Source organism: Sinomonas sp. ASV322 (assembly GCF_030908245.1).
In the GTDB taxonomy this organism is placed as follows: domain Bacteria; phylum Actinomycetota; class Actinomycetes; order Actinomycetales; family Micrococcaceae; genus Sinomonas.
Genome location: NZ_JAVFJJ010000002.1, coordinates 294859 through 307155, shown reverse-complemented (window position 1 = coordinate 307155; position 12297 = coordinate 294859). Strand labels below are relative to the sequence as shown.

13 protein-coding genes are annotated in these 12297 nt (G+C 69.7%); 4 read left to right on the top strand and 9 right to left on the bottom strand.

Annotated elements, in window-relative coordinates; genetic code table 11:
- Positions 1-59: 59 nt before the first annotated feature.
- Together RBS12_RS04050 and RBS12_RS04045 are read right to left on the bottom strand one after the other, a co-directional pair.
- On the bottom strand, positions 60-383 hold the full coding sequence (locus RBS12_RS04050; RefSeq protein WP_307964782.1) for a ferritin-like domain-containing protein: 324 nt from the start codon (positions 381-383) through the stop codon (positions 60-62).
- A gap of 107 nt (positions 384-490) precedes the next feature.
- Positions 491-1588, bottom strand: coding sequence for a (p)ppGpp synthetase (locus tag RBS12_RS04045; RefSeq protein WP_307964781.1), 1098 nt, complete (start codon positions 1586-1588; stop codon positions 491-493).
- Positions 1589-1763: 175 nt separating this feature from the next.
- On the opposite strand from RBS12_RS04045, the gene RBS12_RS04040 reads away from it, so the two are divergent.
- Genes RBS12_RS04040 through RBS12_RS04025 form a run of 4 tightly spaced genes read left to right on the top strand, consistent with a single transcriptional unit; the run spans position 1764 to position 4901 of the window.
- The gene (locus tag RBS12_RS04040) at positions 1764-2591 is read left to right on the top strand and encodes an alpha/beta hydrolase (RefSeq protein WP_307964780.1); all 828 of its coding nucleotides are present in this window, start codon (positions 1764-1766) and stop codon (positions 2589-2591) included.
- 5 nt (positions 2592-2596) lie between these two features.
- Positions 2597-3532, top strand: a complete 936-nt coding sequence (locus RBS12_RS04035; RefSeq protein WP_307964779.1) for a carbohydrate kinase — start codon at positions 2597-2599, stop codon at positions 3530-3532.
- Positions 3532-4092 (top strand): YbhB/YbcL family Raf kinase inhibitor-like protein, encoded by a 561-nt coding sequence (locus tag RBS12_RS04030; protein ID WP_307964778.1) that lies wholly within the window; start codon positions 3532-3534, stop codon positions 4090-4092. The genes RBS12_RS04035 and RBS12_RS04030 overlap by 1 nt, the downstream gene beginning before the upstream one ends.
- Positions 4089-4901, top strand: coding sequence for an HAD family hydrolase (locus tag RBS12_RS04025; RefSeq protein WP_307964777.1), 813 nt, complete (start codon positions 4089-4091; stop codon positions 4899-4901). Before RBS12_RS04030 ends, RBS12_RS04025 begins: the two co-directional genes overlap by 4 nt.
- A 104-nt stretch (positions 4902-5005) precedes the next feature.
- Here the strand turns inward: RBS12_RS04025 and RBS12_RS04020 are convergent, their stop codons facing one another.
- From RBS12_RS04020 to RBS12_RS03990, 7 genes are all read right to left on the bottom strand, one after another.
- Positions 5006-5845 (bottom strand): metallophosphoesterase, encoded by an 840-nt coding sequence (locus tag RBS12_RS04020; RefSeq protein WP_307964776.1) that lies wholly within the window; start codon positions 5843-5845, stop codon positions 5006-5008.
- A gap of 23 nt (positions 5846-5868) precedes the next feature.
- A complete protein-coding gene (locus RBS12_RS04015; RefSeq protein WP_307964775.1) occupies positions 5869-6828 on the bottom strand; it encodes a carbohydrate ABC transporter permease in 960 nt (319 codons plus the stop codon).
- A 16-nt stretch (positions 6829-6844) separates the two neighbouring features.
- Positions 6845-7828, bottom strand: a complete 984-nt coding sequence (locus RBS12_RS04010) for a sugar ABC transporter permease (RefSeq protein ID WP_307964774.1) — start codon at positions 7826-7828, stop codon at positions 6845-6847.
- Between the two features lie 33 nt (positions 7829-7861).
- A complete protein-coding gene (locus RBS12_RS04005; RefSeq protein WP_307964773.1) occupies positions 7862-8749 on the bottom strand; it encodes a phosphodiesterase in 888 nt (295 codons plus the stop codon).
- A 38-nt stretch (positions 8750-8787) separates the two neighbouring features.
- Positions 8788-9564 carry a tyrosine-protein phosphatase gene (locus tag RBS12_RS04000; RefSeq protein ID WP_307964772.1) on the bottom strand — a complete coding sequence of 259 codons (777 nt, stop codon included), beginning with the start codon at positions 9562-9564 and terminating at the stop codon, positions 8788-8790.
- 43 nt (positions 9565-9607) lie between these two features.
- Positions 9608-10966 carry an ABC transporter substrate-binding protein gene (locus RBS12_RS03995; protein ID WP_307964771.1) on the bottom strand — a complete coding sequence of 453 codons (1359 nt, stop codon included), beginning with the start codon at positions 10964-10966 and terminating at the stop codon, positions 9608-9610.
- Between the two features lie 111 nt (positions 10967-11077).
- Positions 11078-12265 (bottom strand): ABC transporter ATP-binding protein, encoded by a 1188-nt coding sequence (locus RBS12_RS03990; RefSeq protein WP_307964770.1) that lies wholly within the window; start codon positions 12263-12265, stop codon positions 11078-11080.
- Positions 12266-12297: the final 32 nt, after the last annotated feature.

Here is a 12297-nt window from a genome sequence, read left to right as displayed (position 1 = left end):
CACGACGTCACATTTCGGGGTTACGGGGTCGACGTCGTCGCCTTCTCGGCAGAGACCATCTAGGCAAGTTTCTCGAGCTGGAGCAGGATCTGGTTGAGGATGTCCGTTGTCGCGGCGTCGTCCGTTTCGACGGCGCCGTAGACTCCGCGGACCGTCGCGCACGTCGCCTCGAGCGCGGCCACGATGGAGGCGATCGCGTCGCCCGTCGTGGCGAGGCCTTCGGGCACCTCGGCGAGGCTTGTGGTCTTGGAGACGGTCGACGACCGCCCGTCGGGGACCGCGTGCAGGGCGCGGATTCGCTCCGCGACCTCGTCGGCGTGGAGGCGCGCTGCAGCCACAACCTCGTCCAATTGAAGGTGCACATCGCGGAAATTCGGCCCCACGATGTTCCAGTGGGGGGGCGGATCGGCGCGCGCAGGCCGAACGCAAGACGCCTTGTGGTCGCCAGGACGTTCTCAGGCCGTCTCGTCGACCACACGGCGTCTTAGCGTCACCGGTACCGCTCGATCTGCTTGAGCCGCCGCTGGAGGCTGTCGCGCCGCGGGTGGGGTGCGGCGTCGGCCGGCTCGGCGGTGAGCTCGATATGGGCGCGGCCGAACCGCCACAGCAGGAGATCGTCGAGGAGTCGGTCGGGGCCGGGCGAGTAGCGGTGGTCGAGTGCCTTGCGCACCTCCGTGATGCGTTCGGCGTCGAGCAGCTCCACAAGCTGCCACGTCTCGGTGAGCCCATGCGCGGCGACGAGCTCGGCTGCCCAGCCCCAATCGTCGTCGACCTTGCGGTCCACGTGGGGGAGGAGGGTCTGCCAGACGTCCCGGATGCGGTCGGGCGTGAGCGGGAGGGCGCCCTCGCCGGATTCGTCCCAGAAGCTTCGGACTTTCTCGTACCGCTCGTTGAGTTCCGCGAACTCCTTCTCGACGACCTCGAGCATCGCGGCCGTCGCCGTGAACTGTCGGTCGAACTGCGGGCTCCAGGCCCTCGGGTCCTGGCTCTTGAACCGGATATCGTGCTCGATTTCGCTCCACGCATGCGCGAAGATCGTGCGGATCTGGCACTCGAAGAAGTAGCTCCCGTTCGCGGGCAGATCCGGGTTGAAGACCGCTTGATATTCCCTGACGGCCTCGTTCTGGATCGTGCGCAGGATGAGATGGCGGCTCGCATAGCCGTACGTGCCCGACTCGATCGAGCCGATCGCCTTCTCGCGGTCGCCGCGGCAGTCGAAGATGTCGCGCTGGCGTTTGATGAGGTTGGCCGCGACGGCGTTGTCCCGCGGGAGCTTCGTGATGACGCGGACGCCGACCATGTCGTTGAGCGTGCGGAACGGGTCCGGGAACTTGAGGGTGGGCGACCCGCCCGGTTCGGCGGGTGGGTCGATGCGCGAGATCTTCTCGCGGAACGATTCGACCGTCTTGGTGCGCCCCGTGATGAAGAGCGACTCGGCGTCTTCGGCGTCCTTGAACATCTCGCGGAGAGTGTAGAGGACGTCATTCGTGACGCCCTTGAGGGCCGGGCGGACACGGGCGTACGTCTCGACGGACGCGTCGACGATCGCGCGCTGCCCGGCGTCCAGCCGGTCATAGTTGCTGGCCATGCCATCACGGTAGCAACCGGGGCTGACACTGGTACCTCCTCCGGCGCAACGGCCCGTCCGAAGGTCACGTGGCGCGGGTGGCCGAGCGACAGTACCCGCGGGAGCTGACCCTTGGACCGGGTGGGACCCGCGGGAGCTGACCTTTGGACCGGGTGGGGGCCGTAGGGTGGGCTCCGTGGTCACGCGAGAGCGCATCCCCTACGGACCTCACCCAGACCAATGGGGCGAGCTGTTCCTGCCCGATGGCGTCGGGCACGCCGCCCCGCCCCGCGGGACCGTCGTCGTCATCCATGGCGGCTACTGGCGCGACCTCTGGACCGCCGAGCTCGGCGTCCCCACCGCGCTCGACCTCGCCGCACACGGCTACGCGGTGTGGAACCTCGAATACCGCCGGGCGGGGGACAACAGGCCCGGGGCGGGTTTGGGCGGAGGGGCGGGTTTGGGCGACGGCGGCTGGCCGGCCACGTTCCGCGACGTCGCCATGGGCATCGATCAGCTCGCGACCCTGGCCAACCTCACGGGACGCAGCGTGGACCCCGAGAAAGTGGTCGCGCTGGGCCATTCGGCCGGCGGCCACCTCGCGGTCTGGGCCGCGGGCCGCGCCGCCCACGCGGCCCGCACGGGAGGCGGGCCTCCCGCCGTCGTGCTCGCAGGCGTCGTGAGCCAGGCCGGGATCCTGGATCTCTCCGCCGCGCACCGCCTCAAACTGAGCGACGACGCCGTCGCGAACCTCATGGGCGGCTCGGAAGCCGAGCTCCCCGAGGAGTACGCGCTCGCGGATCCGATGCGTCGACTGCCCATCGGCGTCCCGGTCCATGCGGTGCACTCGCGCGCCGACGAGGACGCGCCCTTCGAGCTCTCGGAAGCCTACGTCGCGGCCGCCCAGAAGGCCGGCGATCCCGCGGAACTCCACGAGACCACGGGCGACCACTTCGCCCTCATCGCCCCAGGCGAGGAGGCCTACGAAACCTGCCGCGCCCTCATCGCCAGACTGCTACCGTAGGGCCCATGCTGACTGTCATCGGCGAGGGCCTCATCGACGTCGTCCACAAGCCGAACGGCACCGAATCACATCCGGGCGGGAGCCCCCTCAACGTCGCGGTCGGCCTCGCGCGCCTGGGCCACCCGGTCCAGTTCCTCGGCCGCTACGGCGACGACGCCAACGGGCGCCAGCTGATCGATCACCTCAAGGCCTCGGGCGTGCTCGTTCCTCTTCCGCCGGACGCCTCGCCCACGTCCACGGCGATCGCAGAGCTCGACCACAAGGGCGCCGCGACCTACACGTTCGACCTCGACTGGCACCTGCCCGATCTGCGCGAGCGCCTCTCGACGATCCTCGGCGCGACGACGCTCCTGCACACGGGCTCGATCGCGACGGTCCTCGAGCCGGGCGCCGCCCAGGTGCTCTCCGCCGTCGAACGCGCCCGCCCGCGCGCGACGATCAGCTTCGACCCCAACTGCCGCCCCACGATCACGACCGACCGCGAGGCCGTGCGCCCGCTCGTCGAACGCTTCGTCGCGCTCGCCGACGTCGTCAAGGCCTCGGACGAGGACCTCGCGTGGCTGTACCCCGGCGTCGACCCGCTCGCCTCGGCACGGCGCTGGAAGGGCCTTGGGGCGCCGGAGGGGCCCGCGATCGTCGTCGTCACGCGCGGCGGCGACGGCCCGTGGGGGATCTGCGCGGCCGGCGAGGCCGAGGTCCCGGCGGCGAAGGTCACGGTCGCGGACACGGTCGGGGCGGGCGACTCGTTCATGTCCGCCCTCCTGAGCGGCGTCGTCGACCGCGAGCTCGACGGCGCGCAACGGCGCCCGGAGCTGCGGCGTGTCGAGAAGGACGACCTCCGCCGCATCCTCGAGTTCGCGGCCCGCGCGGCCGCCATCACGGTGTCCCGCCCGGGAGCGAACCCCCCGACCCGCGCCGAGATGAGAGAGCAGGAGCGCTGATGGCCAAGCACAATCCCTATGACGACCTTCCGCAGGTCGAGTCGTTCGCCGTCGCGTCGGCGAATTTCCTCGATGGCGAGACGCTCGCGGCGAACCAGGTGAGCGCGTACTTCGGGGTCCCCGGCGGCAAGGACTTCTCGCCGCAGCTCGCGTGGTCCGGCGCGCCCGGCGGGACGAAGAGCTACTGCGTCACGGTCCTCGACCCGGATGCGCCGACGGGGAGCGGCTTCTGGCACTGGGCGGTCGCGAACATCCCGGCCACCGTGGGCGAGCTGCCCGAGGGCGCGGGCGGGAGCCCTGACGGGACGGGGCCGGCGGCGTCGGGCGCGCGCCTTCCCGACGGCGCCGTCGAGCTCAAGAACGACGGCGGGTTCGCGGGCTTCGTGGGCGCCGCGCCGCCCGAGGGGCACGGGCCGCACCGGTACATCGTGACGGTCCACGCGGTCGACGTCGAACGGCTCGACGTGGGCCCGGACACCCCGCCCGCCCTCATGGGATTCCAGCTCTTCTTCCACTCTCTCGGCCGGGCCCAGCTGACTGGCTACTTCGAGATCCCGTGAGGCTCGTCGCGAGCGACATCGACGGCACGATCCTCGACCGCGAGGGCCGCATCTCCGAGCGGACGGCCCGGGCCTTCGCGGCGTGCGAGGCGGCCGGGATCGCCGTCGTCTTCGTCACGGGCCGCCCCGCGCGGTGGCTCACGCCGCTCATCGACCAGCTCGGCCACAAGGGCACAGTGATCTGCTCGAACGGCGCCCTCGTGTACGATCTCGCGACCATGTCCGTCGTGGCCTCGCAGGGCATCCCGCGGCACACGATGCTCGAGGTTCGGGACATCATCCGAGGGCTCTTCCCCGAGTCGGCGTTCGCGGCCGAGACGACGAGCGAGTTCGTCATGGACACGAGCTACGCCTACCCCCGCCACCTCCACCTTCTCGACCAAGTGCGCCACGGCGACGTCGCTGATCTCGTCACCGGGGACGAGGTCGTGAAGTTCATGGCGAAGATCGAGGGCCTTACGCCCGAGGAATACTTCGACGCCGTCGCGCCGCACGTCGGGCACCTGGTTTCGGTGACCCATTCGGCGTTCGACGTCACGCTCCTCGAGATGGCGCCGCTCGGCGTCAACAAGGCGGTCACGCTCGCCGAGTACGCGCACACCCTCGGCATCCCGCCCGAGGAGGTCGTCGCCTTCGGGGACATGCCGAACGACGTCGAGATGCTCTCGTGGGCGGGCGAGGGCTACGCGATGTCCTCGGGCCACCCGCAGGCTCTTGCGGCCACCGAGCTGCACGCGCCCGGGATCGAGGACGACGGCGTCGCGCAGGTTTTGGAGCGCAAGCTCGCCGAGGTGCGCCGGGCGGGCTGAGGGCCGCCGGGATTCCGACCACGATTGACTCCCGGAAACGCAGAATCGGCGGCGCGTCGCGAAGACACGCCGCCGAAGCTACGTCAGTTGTGGTCGGAATCGAGTCAGGCGCGTGCCATGAGCTCCTCGACGACAGCCTTGACGTCCGCCATCTCGAGCATGAGGGCGTCCTCGAGGCCCGGGACGCGAAGGAGCTCGGCCGTGACGCCGGCGTCGGAGAGCGTGTAGGAGACGATTCCGAGCTGGTGGGTCACCGGCTTCCCGAACGCCATCTCGTCGGTGCCAGCCATGAAAGCGGTGGCCGGCGCCCAGACCTCGAGGATCTCGCCGCGCTGCTCCGTGCGGAAGCAGTGGAGGTGGCCGGTGCCCACGGACTTGAGGTTGATCTTGCCGAGGAGCTCGAGCAGGCGGGTGGCCGATTCGCGGATGTCGAGGTTGTGGTCGCTGTTCTCGATGACCGTCCAGATCGGCTTGTGCTGGAAGAGCATGACCGGGGTCTCGGGGCCGATCTCGGCGACCGTCTGCTCGATCCACGCCCACTGCGCGGCCTCCTCGTCGATCCCCGAGCCGAAGAGCTCGCTGTTGAGGCCGAGCAGGACGGCGCCGTCGAGGTCCACACGCCACTGGGCCGGGCCGAACACCGAGGTGAACGCCTCGACGCGCTCGGCCGTGATGTTCTGGCCATTCCACGCGTGCTCGGCGGGCTCGCCGATGTCGTGGTTGCCCGGCAGGACGCGGTACGGGGTCTTGAGGCCCGAGAGCACGGCCTGCGCGTGGTCGCGGTCCGCCGCGTTGTCCGGGTCGATCACCTGGACGTCGCCCGTGTGGACGACGAAGTCGGGCTTGAGCACGTCATCGATGTAGCTGATGACCTTGCGGACGGCCTCGGTGGTCGAGCCGACAGTCGCTCCGAGGTGGGTGTCAGAAATCTGGACGATCTTCATGTCGAGCCTTTCTAGGGGGATGGCTACTTGAGCCCTGAGCGCACGAACGCGTCCACGACGTAGCGCTGCAGGAAGATGTAGATGAGGAAGATCGGCAGGCACGCGATCGTGCTCGCCGCCATGATCGCGCCCCAGTTGTTGCCCTCGGCCCCGAGGAACGCCCGGATGCCGATCTGGATGAGCGCCGTCGACTTCTGCATGATGAGCGAGGGCCACAGGTATTCGTTCCACGCGCTGATGAAGAGCATGATCGCGAGGGCCGCGAGGGCCGGGCGCAGATTCGGGACGACGACCTGCCACAGGGTCTGCCACGACGAGCGGCCGTCCATCTGCGCCGCGTCAAGCAGCTCCTTCGGGAACGACTCGAGGTGCTGGCGCAGCATCATGACCGCGAACGCCGAGCACAGCTGCGGCAGGACGACGCCGGCCACGGTGTTGAGCAGGCCCAGCTGTGAGACGAGCAGGTAGTTCGGGATCATCGTGACCTGGAACGGCACGAGCCACGAGCCCACGAACAGGAGGTACAAGACCTTCTTGCCGCGGAAGCTCCAGCGGGCGAACCCGTAGGAGGCGAGGACCGCGACGACGAGCTGGGCCGCCGCGAGCGTGAGGGCCATGCCGAACGTGCTCGCGAGCATGCTCCCGATCGGGATCTGCTGCCACACCGTGAGGAAGTTCTCGAGGCTTACGGGGCCGGGGAGCGGGTTGGTGGACAGCGCGTCGCCCGCGGGTCGGAACGCGGTGACGAACATCCAGTAGACCGGATAGATCGAGACGAGCGCGAGGACGGCGAGCAGGACGTGTGCCGGCGCTGCCGAGATCACCTTGACGCGCGAGCGGGAGGCGAGCCGGTGCTGGGAGGGGGCGACGACGTCGTCCGCCTCGCGGGCGACGCCGACCTGGGCCGCCGCGGTATGGGCGGCGGGGTGGGTATGGGCGGCGGGGCGGGTATGGGCGGCGGGGCGGGTTAGAACGAAAGCCACGGTGGACCCTTTCCGGTCAGTTGTCGTGGAAGCTGAGCTTCTCGGAGAGCTCGACGAACACGAGGGCCACGAGGCCGAAGCCGACGAAGAACAGCATGCCCGCGGCCGAGGAGAGGCCCGCGTCGAAGTTGCGGAAGCCGAACTGGTAGAGCAGGTAGTAGATGTTCGTCGACGAGTTGCCCGGGCCGCCCTGCGTCACGAGGTCGATGATCGGATACGTCCACTGCGCCGAGAGCAGGATGGTCATGAGCGCGAGGAACACTAGCGACGGCGAGAGCAGGGGAAGCACGATCCGCCACGTGATCTGCCGCTGGTTCGCGCCGTCGATCGATGCCGCGGCGGCGTAGTCGGGGCTGATGCCCGCGAGCCCCGCCGAGACGACGAGGACGCCGAAGCCGAGCATCTGCCACCCGACGATGACGATGACGGACATCATCGAGCTGTCCGGGTCGCGGAACACGTTGCCCAAGGGCATGCCGAGCGTCGCCGCGATCGCGGGGATCGTCCCGCCTTCAGGGGCGAACAGCCACCGCCACACGGCGCTCGTCGCGACGGGCGTCACGAGGAACGGCACGAAAATGAGCGCTTGGTAGAACGTGCGTGCCTTGCCCTGGACCTTACGGGAGAGCAGCGCAAACGCGAGCGGCAGCGCGACCGAGATGCCGAGGAACGCGACGATGTACAGCACGGTGTTCGTGAGGGCCTGGTGGAGTTCGGGAAGGCTCAGGACCTTCGCGTACTTCGCGACTCCCACGAAGACCTTGGGCTTCGTCGGGATGAGGTTCCAGTCCTGGAACGAGAGGCCAGCCGTCTGGACCAGCGGCCAATACGTCCACACGAGAAGGAGGATCACTGCCGGGAGGACGTACAGGTACGGGACGAGGCGACGGGCTGCCCGCGCGCGGCGGCCCCCGGCGGGCCGCTCTGGGGCGAGCCCGTCCGGGCCGACGACGAGAGTCTTCGAGGACACTGCCGCCGGCCCGGGGACTTCGGTGAACATGAGGGATTCCTTGGCTCGTGGGAGGTCTTGCGCTCAGTGGGAAGCAGTCATCTGGGCCGTGGCCTCTTCGAGGGTCAGCCCGGCGAACGCCCGCATCTGCTCGGCCGTGACCTCGTAGACGGTCGCGAACTCGCCGATCGGCACGACGGTGTTCACGACGCGGTCGCCGTACGCGTGCACGAGGTTGAACGCCTGTGCGCCGTTCTGGCCGCGCATCGAGCCGGGCTCGACGTTGAGGTCCTGCGTGTAGCACGTGGCCGAGGCCACCGACACCGGCACGTTCGCGAACGTGCTGAACGTCGAGAAGTGGAAATGGCCGGCGAGGATACCGCGGACGTCGGTCCCGCGGATGGCCTCCTCGAGGCGGGCCTGGTCGCGGAGCTCGAACGCCGCGATCATGTCGTGCGTCGAGGGCACGGGCGGGTGGTGCAGCGCGAGGAGCGTCCCGTGCGGGGCGGGCGTCGCGAGGACATCGGTGAGCCACGCGAGCTGCTCGTCGGTGATCTCGCCGTGGTGCAGACCCGGAACCGTCGAATCGAGGGCGATGATGCGGAGGCCGTTGACGTCGTGGACCATGTCCACGGACTCTTCTCCCGCGTCCGAGTCGAGGAGGATGCGGCGGAACGGGGTGCGCGTGTCGTGGTTGCCCATGACCCAGATGACCTTCGCGCCGATCGCGGCCGCGGCCGGCTCGACGAGGTTGCGGAGGCGCGCGTACGCGTCCTCGCGGCCCGTGTCGGCGAGGTCTCCCGTGAAGACGATGGCCTCGGGGCGGGCCTTCGACTTCGCGAAGTCCTCGAAGAGCTGGCGGAGGTTCGAGTCGCTGTCCACGGAGCCGTGGAGGAGCTCGTTGTCGGCGACGAAATGCGTGTCGCTGATGTGGAGGATGAAGTGCTCGGGGGCGGGGTACTGGGCAGTCATCGTTGTCTCCTGGTGGTCGTGTGCCGGAATGCAGCTGGCTAGCGGGTGGGGGCCGTGAGGACGTCGCGGAGCCGGGCGAGGTCCGCATCGGTGAAGCCGTGTGCCCGGAGGAGGCCCGCGGCGCTTCCGTGCAGGGCATCGAGCACGTCGAGCGCTTCGGCGAGGACCTCCGCGGGGCTCGCGGTCACGAGCTCGCGCGTCGTCTCGTCGATCGAGCCGCCGACGTGCCGCTCGACGGCGGCGAGCATCGCGTCCGCCCACGCGCCGCTCAGGTTCTCGCCGCTCGCTGCGTAGTCGGCCAGCACCTGCTCGCGGTCCACGCCCACGGCGAGCAGGGCCGTCGCGACGACGAGGCCCGTGCGGTCCTTGCCGGCGGTGCAGTGGACGAGCACGGCGCCGTCGCCCGAATCGGCGATGTGCCGCACCGCGGCTGCGAGGCGGTCGGCGTGGCGCTCGACGATGAGCCGGTACACCTCGCCGAGGCTCGTGACGGCGGCGATCCCAGGAACGCGGACGGAGTCGAAGATCGGCGTGTGGGCGATCGTGAGGGGGAGGCCGCCGACGGCGCTCGGCGCGCTCTCGAGCTCGCTCGCGTCGCGGAGGTCGATCACGGTCGTGATGCCGAGGTCCTCGACCGCCGAGCGGCCTCCCTCCGTGAGGCGATGCAGCGCGTCCGAGCGGAACAGCTTGCGCTCGCGGACGGTGCGGTCGCCGGCGGCGTAGCCGCCTGCGCTGCGGAAGTTGTGAGTTCCGTCCACGGGGATGACGGGATTCGCGGCGGCGGGGGTCGTCTGGGTGGTGGGCGCGGTGGCCATGCGTGTTTCCTTAGGGCGGGGGGTGGGGCGCGTGGTTCAGGGGCTACTTGATGAGGTCCTGAGCCCGCTGCTGGGCGTCCTGCATCGTGCTCTTCGGGTCCTTGCCGTAGTAGACGACAGCCTCGACGGCCTTCCCGAGGACGTCGTCGACCTGCACGTAGCTGTTGCCAGGGTAGGAGACCCACGGCTGGAGCCGGTCGAGCTGGGCGAGGTTCGGGGCGAGGAGCGGGTTCTTCTGAGCCCAGTCGTAGAGCGAGCCGCCCTGCTGTGTGAGGCTCGTGCGGAGCGGGAGGTAGCCGATCTTGGTCGAGATCTGCTCGTACGCGTGGTCGCTCGTCATGAACTTGATGAACTCCCACGAGGCGCGCTGCTTGGCCGGGTCCTGGGACAGGATGAACAGGGCCGAGCCCGAGTTCGTCGGAACGGCCGGCTTCGAGCCGAACGCCGGCATGCCGGCCGCCTTGAGCTTCCAGCCGCCCTTCGCGGCGGCCTGCATGAGCATGCCCTGCACCGCCGAGGACTGTAGGAGGAACGCGGAGTCGCCCTTCGCGAGACCCTCGAGCTGCGAGTTGGCGTCCGCGTTGCGGAGCACGCCGTCCTTCGTGAGCTGGGCCATCTTCGTGACGGTGTCGATCGCGGCGTCGGAGCCGAACTGGATCGTCTTGCGGTCGTCGGAGAGGACCGAGGCGCCGTTCGACTTGAAGATGCCCTGCATGCACCAGTTGCCGCCGATGCTCGTGCACGCGACGTCGAGCGAGGGCTTGCCGGTCTTCGCCGAGACGGCCTTCGCTGCGGCCTCGACCTTGTCCCACGTCGAGAGGTCGGTGTCGGCCGGGACGCCGGCCTTCTCGAGGGCGGTCGCGTTGTAGAAGAGGACCGGCGTCGAGAAGACGTACGGGATGCCATACGTCTTGCCGTTCCAGTCGGCGAGGTGCATCGCCTTCGGGTGGAACGGGTGCGCGCCGCCGAGCGCGTCGTCGATGGCCTTCTGGCCCACGAGGTCGCTGATCGGCTGCGCGCCGAGCTGGGTCGCGGCGAAGTCGAGGCCGTCGAACGTGAGCTGCGCGACCTCGGGGGCGTGGCCTGCGAGGAGCTGAGTCTGGACGCTGCTGATCGTGTTCGATCCGGCGGGGCCGCTCCCGCCCTGCGGGGGCTGCGCGTGGACCGTGATGTTCGGGTGGGCCTTCTCGAAGTCGGCGACGAGCCCCTTCACGGTGTCGGTCCAGACGCCGGCCTGGGTGAGGTTGTAGCTCTCGAACGTGATCTCGACCTTCTGGTCCGGCGAGAGCTCGGGGATCACGGCCGACGCGGTCGAGCCCGACGACGAGCCGCCGCACGCGGAGAGGGAGAGGGCCCCCACGGCCGCGAGGGCCGTGAGCGCGAGGGCGCGGGGTTTGAACATGGCTGATCGATCCTTCTGGGGTAGGTGCACGGGGGAATGCAGGGGTGGGCGCAAATGGGGTGGCTGGGCGGGTGTAGGGGCGGCTGGGCGGGTGTGGGGTGGCGGCGGTGCTCAGGCGGGCACGACGGCGGCGCGGCGCCCGCTCGAGTGAGCGGCGTCGTCGTTCGCTGCGGGCGCGGAAGCGAGCGTGGGCTCGGCCTGCCATTCGAGGCGGCGCCCGCTCGCGCGGTCGAAGAGGTGCAGGTGCTCGGCGCGGGCGGCGAGGACGACGGCGGTACCCGCCTCCCAGCGCTGCTCCCGCGGGCACATCGCGGTGATGCGCAGCTCGCCGACGCGGCAGTGCACGAGCTGCTCGCGGCCGAGGTTCTCGGAGAGCTCGACGACGCCGCGCAGGGCTGCGTCCGCGGCTGCCGGCTCGATAAATGAGCGGGCGTCGAGCTCCTCGAGGACGAGGTGCTCGGGGCGGATGCCGAGCACGATCTCACGCTCGGGCGTCTCCCCTTCCCAGAGGGCAGCTTCGACGTCGGGCGCCGTGACGGTGATCTTCCCGTCGCGGCTCGCGAGCCGCGCGTCGATGAGGTTGGTCGCGGGCGAGCCCATGAAGCCTGCCGCAAAGACCGAGGCCGGCTTGTCGTAGAGTTCGTCCGGCGTACCGACCTGCTCGAGGCGGCCGCCATTGAGGAGCGCGATCTTGGTGGCCATCGTCATGGCCTCGATCTGGTCGTGCGTGACGTAGATGAACGTCGCGCCGAGGCGGCGGTGGAGGGCGGCGAGCTCCTGGCGGGTGGCCGTGCGGAGCTTCGCGTCGAGGTTTGAGAGGGGCTCGTCCATGAGGAACGCCTTGGGGTGGCGCACAAGCGCGCGGGCGACGGCGACGCGCTGGCGCTGGCCGCCCGAGAGCTCCTTCGGCTTGCGGTCGAGCAGGTGGCCGATCTCCACCATGTCCGCAACTTCGGCCACTCGCGCGGCCACCTTTCGGCGGTCCGCGCCGCGCACCGAGAGCGGGAACGCGAGGTTCTTCGCGACGCTCAGGTGGGGGTAGAGCGCGTAGCTCTGGAACACCATCGCGAGGTCTCGGCGGCGGGACGGGACGTCCGTGATGTCGCGGTCGTCGAGTTCGAGCGTGCCCGAGGTCGGATCGAGCAGCCCAGCGATCATGCGCAGAAGGGTTGTCTTGCCGCAGCCGCTCGGGCCGAGGAGGACCAGGAAGTCGCCGTCTTCGACGACGAGGGAAATGTTGTCGACAGCCTTCACGTCCTTGAACGAGCGTGAGAGCTGGTTGAGCACGAGCCGGCCCATCGGCACCTCCGAGGAAATTGTTTTTCCTGATT

Bases quoted from the DNA above. Each gene is read 5' to 3' on its own strand.
- RBS12_RS04005 (WP_307964773.1), bottom strand. From the start codon at position 8,749: ATGACTGCCCAGTACCCCGCCCCCGAGCACTTCATCCTCCACATCAGC.
- RBS12_RS03990 (WP_307964770.1), bottom strand. From the start codon at position 12,265: ATGGGCCGGCTCGTGCTCAACCAGCTCTCACGCTCGTTCAAGGACGTG.
- RBS12_RS04010 (WP_307964774.1), bottom strand. From the start codon at position 7,828: ATGTTCACCGAAGTCCCCGGGCCGGCGGCAGTGTCCTCGAAGACTCTC.
- RBS12_RS03995 (WP_307964771.1), bottom strand. From the start codon at position 10,966: ATGTTCAAACCCCGCGCCCTCGCGCTCACGGCCCTCGCGGCCGTGGGG.
- RBS12_RS04030 (WP_307964778.1), top strand. From the start codon at position 3,532: ATGGCCAAGCACAATCCCTATGACGACCTTCCGCAGGTCGAGTCGTTC.
- RBS12_RS04020 (WP_307964776.1), bottom strand. From the start codon at position 5,845: ATGAAGATCGTCCAGATTTCTGACACCCACCTCGGAGCGACTGTCGGC.
- RBS12_RS04000 (WP_307964772.1), bottom strand. From the start codon at position 9,564: ATGGCCACCGCGCCCACCACCCAGACGACCCCCGCCGCCGCGAATCCC.
- RBS12_RS04035 (WP_307964779.1), top strand. From the start codon at position 2,597: ATGCTGACTGTCATCGGCGAGGGCCTCATCGACGTCGTCCACAAGCCG.
- RBS12_RS04045 (WP_307964781.1), bottom strand. From the start codon at position 1,588: ATGGCCAGCAACTATGACCGGCTGGACGCCGGGCAGCGCGCGATCGTC.